Origin of the sequence: Pseudomonas sp. Z8(2022), assembly GCF_025837155.1 — a bacterium.
Taxonomy (GTDB): domain Bacteria; phylum Pseudomonadota; class Gammaproteobacteria; order Pseudomonadales; family Pseudomonadaceae; genus Aquipseudomonas.
In genome coordinates this window covers 1,052,543-1,068,840 of record NZ_CP107549.1, presented here as the reverse complement: position 1 = coordinate 1,068,840, position 16,298 = coordinate 1,052,543, and the positions used below count along the sequence as shown (strand labels likewise).

Annotated in this window: 17 protein-coding genes and 1 tRNA gene; 5 read left to right on the top strand and 13 right to left on the bottom strand. The window is 61.6% G+C overall.

The window, feature by feature from the left end; all coding sequences use genetic code 11:
* From iscU to trmJ, 5 genes are all read right to left on the bottom strand, one after another.
* Complete coding sequence (gene iscU / locus OEG79_RS05075; RefSeq protein WP_003246233.1) at positions 1 to 387, bottom strand: Fe-S cluster assembly scaffold IscU; 387 nt, start codon at positions 385 to 387, stop codon at positions 1 to 3.
* A 43-nt stretch (positions 388 to 430) separates the two neighbouring features.
* Positions 431 to 1,645 carry an IscS subfamily cysteine desulfurase gene (locus OEG79_RS05070; protein ID WP_264147721.1) on the bottom strand — a complete coding sequence of 405 codons (1,215 nt, stop codon included), beginning with the start codon at positions 1,643 to 1,645 and terminating at the stop codon, positions 431 to 433.
* Positions 1,646 to 1,675: 30 nt separating this feature from the next.
* Positions 1,676 to 2,173: a Fe-S cluster assembly transcriptional regulator IscR gene (gene iscR / locus OEG79_RS05065; protein ID WP_264147720.1), complete on the bottom strand. Its 498-nt coding sequence runs from the start codon at positions 2,171 to 2,173 to the stop codon at positions 1,676 to 1,678.
* A gap of 136 nt (positions 2,174 to 2,309) precedes the next feature.
* Positions 2,310 to 3,095, bottom strand: a complete 786-nt coding sequence (gene cysE, locus OEG79_RS05060; RefSeq protein ID WP_264147719.1) for a serine O-acetyltransferase — start codon at positions 3,093 to 3,095, stop codon at positions 2,310 to 2,312.
* The gene (gene trmJ, locus OEG79_RS05055; RefSeq protein WP_264148674.1) at positions 3,088 to 3,867 is read right to left on the bottom strand and encodes a tRNA (cytosine(32)/uridine(32)-2'-O)-methyltransferase TrmJ; all 780 of its coding nucleotides are present in this window, start codon (positions 3,865 to 3,867) and stop codon (positions 3,088 to 3,090) included. The genes cysE and trmJ overlap by 8 nt, the downstream gene beginning before the upstream one ends.
* Before the next feature lie 145 nt (positions 3,868 to 4,012).
* Here trmJ and suhB point away from each other — a divergent pair, with 145 nt between their 5' ends.
* A complete protein-coding gene (gene suhB, locus OEG79_RS05050) occupies positions 4,013 to 4,828 on the top strand; it encodes an inositol-phosphate phosphatase (RefSeq protein ID WP_264147718.1) in 816 nt (271 codons plus the stop codon).
* Between the two features lie 57 nt (positions 4,829 to 4,885).
* Here suhB and OEG79_RS05045 read toward each other — a convergent pair whose 3' ends face one another.
* The 6 genes from OEG79_RS05045 to queA form a co-directional block, all read right to left on the bottom strand.
* Positions 4,886 to 5,428 carry a glycine zipper 2TM domain-containing protein gene (locus tag OEG79_RS05045; RefSeq protein WP_264147717.1) on the bottom strand — a complete coding sequence of 181 codons (543 nt, stop codon included), beginning with the start codon at positions 5,426 to 5,428 and terminating at the stop codon, positions 4,886 to 4,888.
* A gap of 118 nt (positions 5,429 to 5,546) precedes the next feature.
* Positions 5,547 to 6,461: a protein translocase subunit SecF gene (secF, locus tag OEG79_RS05040; RefSeq protein ID WP_264148673.1), complete on the bottom strand. Its 915-nt coding sequence runs from the start codon at positions 6,459 to 6,461 to the stop codon at positions 5,547 to 5,549.
* 12 nt (positions 6,462 to 6,473) lie between these two features.
* Entirely contained in the window at positions 6,474 to 8,342 is a 1,869-nt protein-coding gene (gene secD / locus OEG79_RS05035) for a protein translocase subunit SecD (protein ID WP_264147716.1), read from the bottom strand.
* Between the two features lie 67 nt (positions 8,343 to 8,409).
* Entirely contained in the window at positions 8,410 to 8,739 is a 330-nt protein-coding gene (gene yajC / locus OEG79_RS05030) for a preprotein translocase subunit YajC (protein WP_024309267.1), read from the bottom strand.
* A 40-nt stretch (positions 8,740 to 8,779) separates the two neighbouring features.
* Entirely contained in the window at positions 8,780 to 9,895 is a 1,116-nt protein-coding gene (tgt, locus tag OEG79_RS05025) for a tRNA guanosine(34) transglycosylase Tgt (protein ID WP_264148672.1), read from the bottom strand.
* A 20-nt stretch (positions 9,896 to 9,915) separates the two neighbouring features.
* Entirely contained in the window at positions 9,916 to 10,959 is a 1,044-nt protein-coding gene (queA, locus tag OEG79_RS05020) for a tRNA preQ1(34) S-adenosylmethionine ribosyltransferase-isomerase QueA (protein WP_264147715.1), read from the bottom strand.
* A 191-nt stretch (positions 10,960 to 11,150) separates the two neighbouring features.
* Here queA and OEG79_RS05015 point away from each other — a divergent pair.
* The 3 genes from OEG79_RS05015 to OEG79_RS05005 all read left to right on the top strand — a co-directional run bounded on the left by OEG79_RS05015 (position 11,151) and on the right by OEG79_RS05005 (position 12,386).
* Positions 11,151 to 11,235 (top strand) — tRNA-Leu (locus OEG79_RS05015).
* A 336-nt stretch (positions 11,236 to 11,571) separates the two neighbouring features.
* Positions 11,572 to 11,784, top strand: coding sequence for a cold-shock protein (locus tag OEG79_RS05010; RefSeq protein ID WP_003246255.1), 213 nt, complete (start codon positions 11,572 to 11,574; stop codon positions 11,782 to 11,784).
* A gap of 104 nt (positions 11,785 to 11,888) precedes the next feature.
* Positions 11,889 to 12,386, top strand: coding sequence for an RDD family protein (locus OEG79_RS05005; RefSeq protein WP_264147714.1), 498 nt, complete (start codon positions 11,889 to 11,891; stop codon positions 12,384 to 12,386).
* A gap of 60 nt (positions 12,387 to 12,446) precedes the next feature.
* On the opposite strand, the gene lptG is transcribed toward OEG79_RS05005, so the two are convergent.
* Complete coding sequence (lptG, locus tag OEG79_RS05000) at positions 12,447 to 13,511, bottom strand: LPS export ABC transporter permease LptG (protein WP_264147713.1); 1,065 nt, start codon at positions 13,509 to 13,511, stop codon at positions 12,447 to 12,449.
* On the bottom strand, positions 13,504 to 14,622 hold the full coding sequence (gene lptF / locus OEG79_RS04995) for an LPS export ABC transporter permease LptF (protein ID WP_264147712.1): 1,119 nt from the start codon (positions 14,620 to 14,622) through the stop codon (positions 13,504 to 13,506). Before lptF ends, lptG begins: the two co-directional genes overlap by 8 nt.
* 143 nt (positions 14,623 to 14,765) lie before the next feature.
* Between lptF and OEG79_RS04990 the strand changes: the two genes are divergently transcribed.
* Positions 14,766 to 16,253, top strand: coding sequence for a leucyl aminopeptidase (locus OEG79_RS04990; RefSeq protein WP_264147711.1), 1,488 nt, complete (start codon positions 14,766 to 14,768; stop codon positions 16,251 to 16,253).
* Positions 16,254 to 16,298 lie beyond the last annotated feature (45 nt).

The following is a 16,298-nucleotide window of genomic DNA, read 5'->3' as shown; positions in this document are numbered from 1 at the left end:
TCAGAGCAAGCCTTTCTTCTGCTTGTAGTCGCGCACGGCAGCCTTGATGGCGTCCTCGGCGAGTACCGAGCAGTGAATTTTCACTGGCGGCAGTGCCAGTTCTTCGGCGAGCTGGGTGTTCTTGATGCTTTCGGCTTCATCCAGGGTCTTGCCCTTCATCCACTCGGTAGCGAGGGAGCTGGAGGCGATTGCAGAACCGCAGCCATAGGTCTTGAACTTGGCGTCTTCGATCACGCCGCTTTCGTTGACCTTGATCTGCAGACGCATCACGTCGCCGCAGGCCGGAGCACCGACCATGCCGGTACCGACATCGGGATCTTCGGCATTCAGCTTGCCGACGTTACGCGGGTTTTCGTAGTGGTCGATGACCTTGTCACTGTAAGCCATTCTGTACTTCCTCTCTCATCAGGTGCCGCTCTTCAGGCAGCTATCAGTGTGCTGCCCATTCCACGGAGGAAAGGTCGACACCCTCTTTGAACATATCCCACAGGGGCGACAGTTCGCGCAGCTTGTCCACGGCTTCGCGGACCTTGGCAGCGGCGTAGTCGACCTCTTCTTCGGTGGTGAAGCGACCGAAGGTGAAGCGAATCGAGCTATGAGCCAGTTCATCGTTGCGCCCAAGGGCGCGCAGCACGTAGGACGGCTCCAGGGAAGCCGAGGTGCAGGCCGAACCGGACGACACGGCGAGGTCCTTGAGCGCCATGATCAGCGACTCGCCCTCGACGTAGTTGAAACTCAGGTTGAGGTTGTGCGGCACGCGGGCAGTCAGGCTGCCGTTGACGTACAGCTCTTCCATGCTCTCCAACTGGCGGTAGAAACGGTCACGCAGAGCAGCGATACGCTGGTTCTCGGCGGCCATTTCTTCCTTGGCGATGCGGAAGGCCTCGCCCATGCCGACGCACTGGTGAGTGGCCAGGGTGCCCGAACGCATGCCGCGCTCGTGACCACCACCGTGGGTTTGCGCTTCCAGACGCACACGCGGCTTGCGACGCACGTAAAGGGCACCAACACCTTTGGGGCCGTAAGTCTTGTGCGCGGAGAAAGACATCAGATCGACCTTCATCTTCTCCAGATCGATCTCGACCTTGCCGGTGGCCTGTGCCGCGTCGACATGCAGCAACACGCCGCGGGAACGGGTCAGCTCGCCGATGGCAGCGATGTCGTTGATGGTGCCGATTTCGTTGTTGACGTGCATGACCGACACCAGAATGGTGTCCTCACGCAGTGCGGCTTCGACCATGGCCGGCGTGATGAGGCCATCTTCGCCCGGCTCCAGATAGGTCACTTCGAAACCTTCGCGCTCGAGCTGGCGAGTGGTATCCAGTACCGCCTTGTGCTCGATCTTCGAGGTGATGATGTGCTTGCCCTTGCTGGCATAGAAATGCGCCGTGCCCTTGATTGCGAGGTTGTCGGACTCGGTGGCACCACTGGTCCAGACGATCTCGCGGGGGTCGGCATTGACCAGCTCGGCGACCTGACGACGAGCATTCTCCACTGCTTCTTCGGCTTTCCAGCCAAATACGTGCGAGCGCGAAGCCGGGTTGCCGAAGTTACCGTCGACCAGCAGGCATTCGCTCATCTTCTGCGCGACACGCGGATCAACCGGCGTTGTGGCGGAGTAGTCGAGGTAAATGGGCAATTTCATTGGGTTTCTCCTATCAGGCAAACGCCCTGCTCACTCGATGGCAGACGCTTCAATCTTATCCAAATGCGGCGCAGCGCCCCTGCCGGAGCAGCGACGCTGATCCTGGCGCAACGCGACCTCTTGAACCTCACGGCGCACGACCAGATCGGCCAGACTGATGCCACTGAGGAACTCATGAATTTGCTGACTGAGATCGCACCACAGATGATGGGTCAGACAGGTGTCACCGGAGTGGCAGTCGCCCTGCCCCTGGCAACGGGTGGCATCCACGGATTCATTGACCGCGTCGATCACCTGAGCCACCTGAATGCCGCGCATGTCACGCGACAGCTGATAGCCGCCGCCCGGTCCGCGCACACTGGAAACCAGATTGCCGCGGCGCAGCTTGGCGAACAGCTGCTCGAGATAGGACAGGGAGATGCCCTGCCGCTCGGAAATATCGGCCAGGGAAACGGGGCCATGCTGCGCGTGCAGCGCCAGATCGAGCATGGCGGTAACGGCGTAACGGCCTTTGGTGGTCAGTCGCATGGCTCTACCACGAATCACTGAATTGCGGCGAAGTATGCGATTCCCGAGTATTTAAGTCAACTATAAGACCTATTGATTTACTCGGGATTGACCGCGAAACGAGGCGGCATGATAGCAAACGCCGCCTCCGCGCGCATCAGGCAGCAGGCTTGTCGCCCGGCTGCTGATCCTTGCACACGTCAGCGAAATCCTCGTCGCGCAGGGTCGGCAGATCCTTCGCGCAATAGTCGCTGCCCAATGCGGTCAGAGCCTTGCACATGCCCTCCAGGCGACCGTCGACCGCGTGCAGATGATCAAGCAACTGACCAATGGCACGCGCGACCGGGTCCGGCATGTCCTGACCGACGCCATAGGCATCGAAACCGATCTTCTCGGCCATGGCCTGACGCTTGGCCTCCTGCTCGTCATCGGACTTGACGATGATCTTGCCGGGAATACCGACCGCGGTCGCACCAGCCGGCACCGCCTTGGTCACCACCGCATTGGAGCCGATCTTGGCGCCGGCGCCGACAGTGAACGGCCCCAGCACCTTGGCACCGGCACCAACCACGACGCCGTCCTCCAGCGTCGGGTGACGCTTGCCCTTGTTCCAGCTTGTGCCGCCAAGAGTCACGCCCTGATACAGCGTCACGTCATTGCCGATCTCGGCGGTCTCACCGATGACAATGCCCATGCCGTGATCGATGAAAAAACGTCGCCCGATCTTGGCCCCGGGGTGGATCTCGATCCCCGTCAGCCAGCGCCCGAAATTGGACACCACGCGCGCCAGCCACTTCCATCCGGAGCTCCACAGAGCGTGCGCCACACGATGCAGCCAGACCGCATGCAGCCCCGGGTAGCAGGTCACCACTTCGAAGGCATTGCGCGCCGCCGGATCACGGTGAAAAACGCTCTGGATATCTTCTCGCATGCGCTCAAACATCAGATTTCCCCTGCTTGTGAGGCTCTCCACGCACGGCCTTCTCCGTCTCGGTAAGGATGCCGCGCAGGATATTCATTTCCAGCTTGCTCACCGCACTGCGCCCGTAAAGGCGACGCAAGCGGGTCATCAGGTGACGAGGCTTCTGCGGATCGAGAAAACCGATCATCACCAACACGCGACGCAAATGGCCGTAGAAAGACTCGAGCTCATCCGCCGTCGCCGCCTGGGAGCTGTGCATCGCCGTGGTTTCCAGCTTCTCCACCTTGCTCGGCAGATTCTGCGCTGTCAGCCAGGCCATGCGCACCTCGTAGGCCAGCACCTGCACCGCCGCAGCCAGGTTCAGTGAGCTGAACTCCGGATTGGACGGGATATGCACATGATACTGACATCGCTGCAGTTCCTCGTTGGTCAGGCCGGCATATTCACGGCCGAATACCAACGCCACCTCGCCGCCAGCAGCAGCCTGCTCACAACTGGTCACACCGCACTCTCGAGGATCAAGCAGCGGCCAGGGAATGCGCCGATCCCGCGCACTGGTACCAATGACCAGCGTGCAGCCAACCAGCGCCTCTTCCAGCGTGTCGACCACCCGCGCGGCGTCCAGCACATCAGTGGCGCCGGAGGCACGTGCAACGGCATCCCCGCTGGGGAAGTCCTCGGGAGCCACCAGCACCAGACGTGACAACCCCATGTTTTTCATCGCCCGCGCAGCGCCACCGATATTGCCCGGATGACTGGTACCCACCAGAACGACGCGAATATTGTCCAGCAACGCAGACACTCTCAGAAACGATTAGGGGGCAACGATCTTACCCAAGCCCTTGCATGATTGCCATGCAGGGTACAGACGGCACTTCATCAATAACGGTTTTCTGCTAACATGGCCGGCTTTCTTTAACGCCCCAGGTGAACCTCCCATGCAGCCCATGCTGAATATCGCCCTGCGCGCCGCTCGCAGCGCCGGTGAAATGATCTTTCGCTCCATCGAGCGCCTGGATGTCATCTCGGTCGACGAGAAGGATGCCAAGGATTACGTCACCGAGGTCGACAAGGCCGCCGAGCTGATGATCGTCCAGGCCATTCGCAAGGCCTACCCGAACCACAGCTTTCTGGGCGAGGAAGGCGGCGTGCTGGAAGGCAGCGGCGAAGGCGCTGACTATCAGTGGATCATCGACCCGCTGGACGGCACCACCAACTTCATTCGCGGCGTACCGCATTTCGCCATCAGCATCGCCTGCAAATACCGCGGCCGCCTCGAGCACGCCATCGTCCTCGACCCGGTTCGCCAGGAAGAATTCACTGCCAGCCGCGGTCGTGGCGCCGCCCTGAACGGCCGCCGCCTGCGCGTCAGCAATCGCAAGAGCCTCGAAGGCGCCCTGCTCGGCACCGGTTTCCCGTTCCGTGATGGCCAGATCGAGCACCTGGACAACTACCTGAACATGTTCCGCAGCCTGACCGGCCAGACCGCAGGCATTCGCCGTGCAGGCGCTGCGAGCCTGGACCTGGCGTACGTTGCCGCCGGCCGTTTCGACGCCTTCTGGGAGTTCGGCCTGTCCGAGTGGGACATGGCTGCAGGCGCCCTGCTGATTCAGGAAGCAGGCGGCCTGGTCAGCGACTTCAGCGGCGGCCATGAATTCCTCGAGAAAGGCCAGATCGTTGCCGGCAACACCAAGTGCTTCAAAGCCGTGCTGACTGCCATCCAGCCACACCTGGCGCCGTCGATGAAGCGCTGAGCGTCCATCGATGCAATAAAAAACGCCCCGAGGGGCGTTTTTTATTGCTCGCGATAGTTACTGGGCCTGCTGCACCAGCACCAATTCGCCCTGCTTGTTGACCGGAATACGGTCGCCCGGGTCGCGGTCCATGCGCACGGTGCCGACCTTCTCACCTAACTGATACTTCACGTCGTAGCCCACCAGCTTCTCGCTGGTATCAGTCACGGTATTGCAGCGGGTTTCGGTGGTGGTGTAGGTATCACGCTGCTGCATGCCTTCCTGAATCTTGTTGCCGGCATAACCGCCGCCGACCGCACCTGCAACCGTCGCGATCTTCTTGCCGGTGCCGCCACCGACCTGATTGCCCAGCAGACCTCCGGCAATGGCGCCGATGGCAGTACCGGCAATCTGGTGCTGGTCCTGAACCGGACGCTGACGGGTGACGGTCACGTCCTTGCACTCTTCCCGCGGCGTTTTCACGGTTTCGTTGACCGGCGTTACCGCCAGCACCTCGGCATAGTCCGGGCCGCGATCAACCAGGCTGTAAGTAGCCACGGCACCACCAGCGGTCACACCTACAGCACCCAGTACGGCACCTACCAACATCGACTTGTTCATTTTCTGTGTCTCCTAGGCTCGGCGACTCGCGCCCTTCTCCCTGCCTGGGACAGCAAAAAGCCGCGACAAGTTCGACTTGCCGCGGCTTTCGCTGACTTTCATGAAGCAGGTCACAACATCAGGGGCGACCGTCGTCTGCCTGTTCATCAGCCACCGGAGGAATCAGATCCTCCACGCTGAGTTTCAGCCACACCAGCATCGTGGCACCGATGTACACCGACGAGTAGGTACCCACCACCACACCGACCAGCAGGGTCAGGGCGAAGGCGGCCAGTACGTCGCCACCGAAGAACAGCAGCGCCAGCAGCGCCAGAGCGGTGGAGAGCGATGTGGCAATTGTCCGCAGCAAGGTTTGAGTGATCGAGATGTCGATATTCTCGATCAGCGAAGTCTTGCGCAGCACGCGGAAGTTCTCGCGGATACGGTCATAGATGATGATGGTGTCGTTGAGCGAGTAACCGATCATCGCCAGCACCGCCGCCAGCACCGTCAGGTCGAACGGAACCCGGAAGAATGCCAGCACGCCCAGCGTGATCACCACGTCGTGCACCAGCGACGCGATGGCACCGACACCGAACTTCCATTGGAAGCGGAACGCCAGGTACAACAGGATGCCGCCAAGCGCCAGGAGCATGGCAATACCGCCCTGGTCACGCAGTTCCTCACCTACTTGCGGCCCGACGAACTCGACGCGCTTGACCTCGAAGCGCGTCGCTTCATCGACCTTGCGCAGCGCAGCCGCGACCTGCTTGCCCAAGTCCGGGTCATCGCCAGCCAGGCGCACCAGCACGTCGGTACTGGCACCGAAGCTCTGCACCACGGCATCGGCATAACCTGCCTGACCCAGCTCGGTCTTGATCAGATCGAGATTGGCCGGCTGCTCGTACTGCAGCTCGATCAGGGTACCGCCAGTGAAGTCCAGGCCGAAGTTCAGTCCCTTGGTAAACAAGGCACCCAGGCCGATCAGCGTCAGCACGACCGTGATAGAAAAGGCGATGTTGCGGATCGCCATGAAACGAATGGTTGACTTGATCATGGCTGCACCTCAGATCCACAGCTTCTTGACGTTGCGACCACCGAAGATCAGGTTGACCAGACCTCGGGTGAACATGATGGCTGTGAACATCGAAGTTACGATCCCCAACGACAGCGTCACCGCGAAGCCCTTGACCGGGCCGGTGCCCATGGCGAACAGAATGCCGCCAACCAGCAAGGTGGTCAGGTTACTGTCGAGAATCGCCGTATAGGCACGATCGAAACCTTCGTGTATCGCCCGCTGCACCGGCAACCCATTGGCCAGCTCCTCGCGTATCCGCGAGAAGATCAGTACGTTGGCGTCGACCGCCATGCCCAGCGTCAGCACGATACCGGCGATACCCGGCAGGGTCAGCGTGGCGCCGATGGCCGACATCAGTCCCACCAGCAGCACCAGATTGAACGCCAGCGCCACGGTAGCCAGCACGCCGAAGAAGCGATAGATGATGACCATGAAGATGGCCACGAACACCATCGCCCATTCGGTCGACTCGATACCCTTGGCGATGTTCTCCGCCCCCAGGCTCGGACCGATGGTGCGTTCCTCGGCGAAGTACATGGGCGCGGCCAGACCACCGGCGCGCAGCAGCAGCGCCAACTCGGAAGACTCGCCCTGGCCGTTCAGGCCGGTGATGCGGAACTGGCTGCCCAGCGCCGATTGAATGGTTGCCAGGCTGATGATCTTCTTCTCTTCGACGAACGAAGACACAGCCACATCCTGCTCGACACCGTCGACAGTCTGGCGCACGTAGCGGGTGACAGGTTTCTGCTCGATGAAGATCACCGCCATGCTGCGACCGACATTGTTGCGCGTGGCGCGATTCATCAGATCGCCGCCATGACCGTCGAGGCGGATGTTCACCTGCGGACGCCCGTTCTCGTCGAAGCTCGCCTGGGCATCGGTGACCTGGTCACCAGTGATGATCAGTTCACGCTCGAGCTGTACTGGCGGGCGGCCTTCCTCGCGAAAACCAAAGGCCTCGGTGGCACCGCGCGGCGCATCGAAATCAGCCTGCAGACGAAATTCGAGGTTGGCGGTCTTGCCCAGGATACGCTTGGCTTCAGCGGTGTCCTGCACCCCCGGCAGCTCGACCACGATACGATTGGCGCCCTGACGTTGCACCAGCGGCTCGGCCACGCCGAGTTCGTTGACGCGGTTACGTACGGTGGTGAGGTTCTGGCGGATGGAGTATTCGCGGATCTCGGCGATCTTCGCCTGGGTCAGCCCAAGTTGCAGCACCTGCTGACCATTACGCTCGACGGTGGTCAGCTCGAAATCACTGTAATCCTTGCGGATCAGGCGCTGAGCCTTGTCCAGCGTTTCGCTGTCGGCAAAGCCGAGCTGAATGCGACCGTTGCTTTCCGGCATGCTGCGGTAGCGCACGCGCTCCTTGCGCAGCAGGCTCTTGATTTCACCTTCATAGACCTTGCGGCGTACATCCAGCGCCTTGTCCATGTCGACTTCCAGCAGGAAGTGCACCCCGCCGGACAGGTCCAGACCAAGCTTCATCGGGCTGGCACCCAGACTGCGCAGCCAGTCGGGAGTGGTTTGCGCCAGGTTCAGCGCCACAACGTAGTCGTCGCCCAGCGCCCGGCGGACGATGTCCTTGGCCGGCAACTGGTCATCCTGCCTGGTCAGACGAATCAGGGCACCACGACCACGCTCGTCGATGCTGACAGCCTTGACCTGAATCCCGGCATCGGTCAGCGCCTTGCCGGCACGGTCTACATCCGCCTGCTCGATGCTCAGCGCCGAACTGGCACCACTGATTTGCACGGCAGGGTCATCTGGATAGAGGTTGGGAATGGAATAGACCAGACCGATCGCCAGTACGGACAGAATCAGCAGGTACTTCCACAGAGGATATTTATTGAGCATGAACGAGCCGCCCGCTTATGACGCGGGGCGCTAAAAGCGCCCCGTCGAATGGAAACTAAGAACCGAATCAGATGGCTTTCAGCGTGCCCTTGGGCAGCGTGGCGGCGATGGCCTGTTTCTGGAATTTCAGCTCGACGGTGTCAGACACCTCGATCACCACGAAATCGTCAGTAACCTTGGACACCTTGCCAGCGATACCACCGCTGGTGACCACTTCGTCGCCCTTCTGCAGGCTGCCGAGCAGGTTCTTGTGCTCCTTGGCACGCTTGGCCTGCGGACGCCAGATCATCAGATAGAAGATGACCAAAAAGCCAATCAGGAAAACCCACTCGAAACCGCTGCCGGCAGGGCCGGCAGCCGCGGTGTCAGCGTAGGCGGCGGGAATGAAAAAGCTCATGTAACACTCCTAATGGAAAGGATCTTGAACGTTCGGGAAATCAGTCCAGAGGCGGCACAGGCAGGCCGCGTTTGGCATAGAAGGTTTCGACAAAGGCGGCCAATGTACCCTGTCCGATAGCCTCGCGCAAACCAGCCATAACCTGCTGATAATGCCGCAAGTTATGGATGGTATTGAGCATGCTACCGAGCATTTCGCCGCACTTGTCCAGATGATGCAGATAAGCGCGCGAGAAATGTTTGCAGGTGTAACAGTCGCAGGTCGGATCCAGCGGCGAATCGTCGAGCTTGTGCACGGCGTTGCGGATCTTCACTACCCCGGTATCGACGAACAGGTGGCCGTTGCGCGCGTTACGCGTCGGCATCACGCAGTCGAACATGTCCACACCGCGGCGCACGCCCTCGACCAGGTCTTCCGGCTTGCCGACGCCCATCAGGTAGCGCGGCTTGTCGGCCGGCATCTGCGGCGGCAGGAAGTCCAGCACGCGGATCATCTCCTCCTTCGGCTCACCTACCGAAAGACCGCCGATGGCCAGGCCGTCGAAGCCGATCTCGCACAGTCCTTCCAGCGAGCGCATGCGCAGCTCTTCGTGCATGCCGCCCTGGACGATGCCGAACAGCGCCGCGGTACTTTCACCGTGAGCGGCCTTGGAACGTTTGGCCCAGCGCAGCGACAGCTCCATGGATCGCTTGGCCACGTCGAACTCGGCCGGATAGGGCGTGCACTCGTCGAAGATCATCACGATGTCCGAGCCCAGGTCACGCTGAACCTGCATCGACTCTTCCGGCCCCATGAACACCTTGGCGCCGTCGACCGGAGAGGCGAAGTACACGCCCTCTTCCTTGATCTTGCGCATCGCGCCCAGGCTGAACACCTGGAAGCCGCCGGAATCGGTGAGGATCGGCCCCTGCCACTGCATGAAGTCGTGCAGATCGCCGTGCTTCTTGATCACTTCCATGCCCGGGCGCAACCACAGGTGGAAGGTATTGCCGAGGATGATCTGCGCGCCGATGCCTTCGACATCGCGGGGCAGCATGCCCTTGACCGTGCCGTAGGTACCCACCGGCATGAAGGCAGGGGTCTCGACCACACCACGCGGGAAGGTCAGACGGCCACGACGGGCCTTGCCGTCGGTGGCCAGCAACTCGAAGGACATGCGACAGGTGCGCGACATACTCAAACCTCGGGCCCGCGCGCGGCGGGATTGCGGGTGATGAACATGGCATCACCGTAACTGAAGAAGCGATAACCCTGCGCCACGGCCTCGCGATAGGCCGCCATGGTTTCGGGATAACCGGCAAAGGCCGACACCAGCATCAACAGTGTCGACTCGGGCAGGTGAAAATTGGTGACCAAGGCGTCGACCACATGAAACGGACGCCCCGGGTAGATGAAGATGTCGGTATCGCCACTGAAGGGCTTCAACTCGCCATCGCGCGCCGCCGTCTCCAGCGAGCGCACACTGGTGGTACCGACGGCGATCACACGACCGCCGCGCGCGCGGCAGGCCGCCACGGCATCGACGACCTCCTGACCGACCTCCAGCCACTCGCTGTGCATGTGGTGGTCTTCGATGCGCTCCACGCGCACCGGCTGGAAGGTACCGGCACCAACGTGCAGGGTAACGAACGCCATTTCCACGCCTTTGGCGCGGATCGCCTCCAGCAGCTCGTCATCGAAATGCAGCCCGGCGGTCGGCGCGGCCACTGCGCCCGCCTTCTCGGCGTAGACGGTCTGGTAACGCTCGCGGTCGGCCTCGTCATCCGGCCTGTCTATATAAGGCGGCAACGGCATATGGCCGACCCGCTCCAGCAGGCCCAGCACCGGCTCGGCAAACTGCAGCTCGAACAGAGCGTCGTGACGCGCGACCATTTCGGCCTCGCCACCACCTTCTATGAGAATCTGCGAACCCGGTTTGGGGGACTTGCTCGAGCGCACATGGGCCAGCACGCGATATTGGTCGAGCACGCGCTCCACCAGTATTTCCAGCTTGCCGCCGGAGGCTTTCTGACCGAACAGACGCGCCGGTATCACCCGGGTGTTGTTGAACACCATCAGATCACCAGGACGCAGTTGCTCCAGAACATCGGTGAACTGGCCATGGCGCAGCTCGCCACTCGGGCCGTCCAGCTGCAACAGGCGACTGGCGCGGCGTTCGGCCAGGGGATGACGGGCGATCAGCGACTCGGGAAGATCGAAATGGAAATCGGCAACACGCATGATTCGATTCGGAGGGGGTATTTCTGCAGGGCCGCAAAGCTTACCGGATTTCCACTTGTCCGACCACGCAAGCCTGCGCTGGCTCCCCGGTGGTGATGCGCTCCGACAGGCCAGCGCGCACCGACAGCCACTCACGACACTGACGCCGATTGACCGGCGCCAGACGCGTCCCTATACTGCGCCGCCATCGTGCCCCGGTGGCGGAATCGGTAGACGCGGCGGATTCAAAATCCGTTTTCGAAAGGAGTGGGAGTTCGAGTCTCCCCCGGGGCACCACGAATCGAAGCCCGCAAGACATTGGTCTTGCGGGCTTTTTCGTTTCTACCGGAACAATGCGGGCAATTGTTGCAAGCAGGTGGCCGGGAAACTTTTCCAGCCCCTCGGCAAGCCCCGTAAAACCTGGCCGGCGACCTTGCCGGCGGGGGTTGGCAATTGCGCAAAACTTAGCGTAGAGTGATCGAACTGTTTGCATGGGTCGCTGTGAATCGTGACTCTGGTGCAGCAGATCATCTAGATCCGCTACATCCCGCTCGACTTCTATTACTCCTTGCAACCAGTCTCAGCCCTCTATATTTGGAGGCTGTCATCAACTCTAGTTTCAAGGAAAAAGACATGTCGAATCGTCAGAACGGTACCGTCAAGTGGTTTAACGACGAGAAAGGTTTTGGTTTTATCACTCCCGAAAGCGGTCCGGATCTGTTCGTGCACTTCCGCGCGATCGAAGGTAATGGCTTCAAGAGCCTGAAAGAAGGCCAGAAAGTCAGCTTCATCGCTGTGCAAGGTCAAAAAGGCATGCAGGCCGACCAGGTTCAGATCCTGGGCTGATTGCCGCTGCTTTGAAAAACCCCTGATCCCGATCAGGGGTTTTTTTATGCCTGGGGAAAAGTCGCGGTTAGAATGGCGCGCACTTTCGTTACAGCGAGCCCATCATGCCGAAACACCTGTTACGCCCGCAGGGAGACTTCCCCACTGCCGGCTTGATTCGCCGCCTGGCTGCCCTCTTTTACGATTTTCTGCTCTGTGTGGCATTGGTCATGGTGGTCACCCTGATCTACCAGCAGGGTGTTCTGCGCCTGATTCATGGTGGCGAGACACTGATGGCCATGGCCGAAGCCGGCGCCCTGGATAATGACCCGGTTCTTGCCAGCCTGGCACTGCTGTCGCTGTTCGCCTTCTTCGCCAAGTTCTGGACACACAACGGCCAGACGCTGGGCATGCAGGCCTGGGGCTTGCGCGTGCAGAACGCCGACGGCAGCGCCATCGACCTGTGGCAGGCTCTGCTGCGCTTCGTGGTCGCCATCGGCTCCTGGCTGTTTGCCGGCCTGGGTTTTCTCTGGTTGCTGTGGGACAAGCAGGGTCGTACCTGGCACGACATCTACTCAGACAGCCGCGTGGTGCAGCTACCCAAGAACATTCACAAGAAGTAGCGCTGAGCAGATGCAAAAAGCCGGTTCATTGAACCGGCTTTTTCATTTTCAGCAACCTGCTCAGCCGGCCCGGCGTAGCAGCCAGACACCCGCCAACGCGCAAATGCCGGCCGGCACCAGCACCGCCAGCAGCGGCGAGAAACCGAAGACCATGCTCGAAGGCCCCAGCAGGTCCTGGGCGATACGGAAGATGAAGCCGACCAGTACGCCGGTAAACACGCGCTGCCCGAGCGTCACCGAGCGCAGCGGGCCGAAGATGAAGGAAATCGCCATCAGCACCAGCGCTGCGGTGACCAGCGGCTGCAGCACTTTGGTCCAGAACGCCAGCCAGTAACGGGCATTGTTCAGCCCCTGCTCGCCCAAGTAATGGATGTACTGCCACAGGCCGGTCACTGAAAGCGCCTCGGGCTCCATCACCACGGTGCCGAGCAGCTCCGGATTGAGCTCGATGTCCCAGCGTTCCTCATCCTGATTGACCACCTCGGAACGGTCGCCATGCAGCAGGGTGGTCTGCACGTCGTTCAGCATCCAGTGGTTGTCACGGTACTCGGCACGGCGCGCGAAGCTGGCTGAGAGCAGGCGACGCTCGTCGTCGAAACGATAGCGTGTGACCCCAAGCAGAACACCACCCGGCTGCACGGCGTTGACGTGCACGTACTCCTGCCCCTGACGATGCCACAGGCCGCGCTTGGAACTCTGCGCCGCCCCACCACCTTGCGCCAGCGCACGGTCGGCCTGAGCCTGATTCTCGGTTAGCGGCGCGACGTATTCGCCGATCAGAATGCCGGCCAGCATCAGCACCAGCATGGGCTTCATCACGGCCCAGACGATGCGCCCGATGGACACGCCGGCGGCACGCATGATGGTCAGCTCGCTGTTGCTGGCCAGCGTGCCTAGGCCAATCAGGCAACCGATCAGCGCCGCCATCGGCAACATATCGTAGGCACGGCGCGGCGCAGTCAGCAGCACATACCACAGCGCCTGGGCAAGCCCATAGTCGCCCTTGTTCAGATCACCCAGTTCATCGATGAAGGCGAACAGCAACGCCAGACTGAGGATGATGCCCAGCACCGCCAGGATGGCGAAGAACACCTGGGTACCGATATAGCGATCCAGCTTAGCCATGGGCCACCTCCGACACACGACGGCTGGCCCACCACAGACTCAGACGCTCCCAGTACAACAGCAACAGGCCGACGCCCAGGAAGACACCGTGCACCCACCACAGCCCCAGCGCAGCGGGCAGACGCCCCTTGTCCAGCGCGCCACGGGCGGCGATCAGCAGGCCCAGGTAGGCCATATAAAGGAAGATTGCCGGCAGCAGCTTGAGGAAACGTCCCTGACGCGGGTTGACCTTCGACAGCGGCACCGCCAGCAAGGTGACGATAAAGACCAGCAGGGGCAGTGACAGGCGCCACTGCAGCTCGGCCTGCATGGCCGGATCGTTGCTACCGAACAGCTCAAGGGTCGGCGTGGCCTCGCGCTCACTGGCCTCGATGGCCACTTCCGGCTTGGGCAGCAGCACGCCGTAGGTGTCGTACCGGATGGCGCGGTAGTCCGCCTCGCCCGGCTCGCCGTCGTAGCGATAGCCGTTCTCCAGAATCAGATAGCGGCTGCCGTCTTCCTGAATTTCCTGACGACCACTCTCGGCCACCAGCACGGTGATGCCGCGCTCGGAGCCGCCATCCCTGGAGAAACGCTTCTCCGACATGAACACGCCACGCAACTCGTGGCGGTCAGCCGACAGTTCCTGCGAATAGGTCACCCGCGACCCATCGCGCAGCGACTGAAAGCGCCCCGGCACCAGGGTATCGAGCTCGGTCAGGGCATCCTGCTCATTGAGAATGCGCGCCACGCTGGCCACACCTTGCGGCGCCAGGCCTAGGCTCAGCCAGCCGACCAGCAGCGCGACGATCAGCGCCGGTGCCATGCTGTAGGCGGTCAGACGCTGCTGACTGACACCGGTGGCCGACAGTACGGTCATTTCGCTTTCCAGATACAGACGCCCGTATGCCAGCAGAAAACCAAGGAACAGCCCCAGCGGCAGGATCAGTTGCAGGAAGCCGGGAATCCGGTAGCCCATGATCAAAAACAGCACACCGGGATCAAGCACCCCCTGCGCGGCTTGAGCCAGATACTTGATGAAACGACCGCTCATGATGATCACCAGTAGTACGGCGCTCACCGCACTGAGGGTCACCAGCACTTCGCGGGACAGATAACGGAAGACGATCAAACCGGACGCTCCAGGGTTGTCAGGCTCAGGCGCGAGCGCTCAAACTAGCCGCACCTACTTGCCGGCCCACCGCAGGGTGGACCCTCGAAAAATGGCGGCCATTATCCGTCAAACCCGACTCTTTGTCTTGGGGACAGCTCACCATGGAATTCCTCGTCAAAAGCACCCGCCCGGAAACCCTGAAAACCGCGACCCTGGTCGTTGCCATTGGCGAGGGCCGCAAGCTCGGCATCGCGGCCAAGGCCGTGGACCAGGCCAGCAGCGGCGCGCTGAGCGCCATACTCAAGCGCGGCGACATCGCTGGCAAAGCGGGGCAGACCCTGCTCCTGCACAGCCTGCCGGGACTCAAGGCCGACCGCGTGCTGCTGGTAGGCTGCGGCAAGGGCGACCTGTCCGACCGCCAGTTGCGCAAGCTGGTAGCAAGCGTATACGGCGTGCTCAAGGGGCTGGGCGGCAGCGACGCGTTGCTGGCCCTGAATGAACTCAAGGTCAAGGGTCGCGACACCTACGGCAAGACCCGCCTGATCGCCGAAACCCTGGCCGATGGCAGCTATCTGTTCGAGCAGTTCAAGAGCCAGAAGGCCGACCCGCGCGCATTGAAGAAGATTACCCTGATCGTCGACAAGGCCGAGCTGGCCGATGCCGAGCGTGCCCTGCAGCATGCCCGCGCCATCGCCACTGGCGTCGCTTTCACCAAGGATCTGGGCAACCTGCCGCCGAATCTCTGCCACCCCAGCTACCTGGCCGAGGAGGCCAAGGCACTGGGCAAGGCACACAAGAACCTCAAGGTCGAGATCCTCGACGAGAAGAAGCTCAAGGAGCTCGGTGCCGGCGCCTTCCTCGCCGTGGCCCAGGGCAGCGAGCAGCCGCCACGGATGATCGTCATGCACTACCAGGGCGGCAAGAAGGAAGACAAACCCTTCGCCCTGGTCGGCAAAGGCATCACCTTCGATACCGGTGGCATCAGCATCAAGCCGGCTGCCGGCATGGATGAGATGAAGTACGACATGTGCGGCGCGGCCAGTGTGTTCGGCACTCTCAAGGCCGTGCTCGAGCTGCAATTGCCGATCAACCTGGTGTGCCTGCTGGCCTGCGCCGAAAACATGCCCAGTGGCCGCGCCACGCGCCCGGGTGACATCGTCACGACCATGAGCGGGCAGACCGTCGAGATCCTCAACACCGACGCCGAAGGCCGTCTGGTACTGTGCGATACCCTGACCTACGCCGAGCGCTTCAAGCCGCAGGCGGTGATCGACATCGCCACCCTCACCGGCGCCTGCATCGTCGCCCTGGGCAGCAATGTCTCCGGTCTGATGGGCAACAACGACGCACTGATCAAGCAGATTCTCAAGGCCGGCGAAACCGCCAATGACCGCGCCTGGCAGTTGCCGCTGCATGACGAGTACCAGGAACAGCTTGATAGTCCATTTGCCGACATCGCCAATATCGGCGGGCCGAAGGCCGGTACCATCACCGCAGGCTGCTTCCTGTCACGCTTCGCCAAGAACTACCACTGGGCGCACCTGGACATTGCCGGCACCGCCTGGATCAGCGGCGGCAAGGAAAAGGGCGGCACCGGTCGTCCGGTACCGCTGCTTACCCAGTACCTGCTGGACCGTGCCAAGGTCTGACGCCGCCGGGTCATGCGTATGTAGGAGCGGCTTCAGCCGCGATAA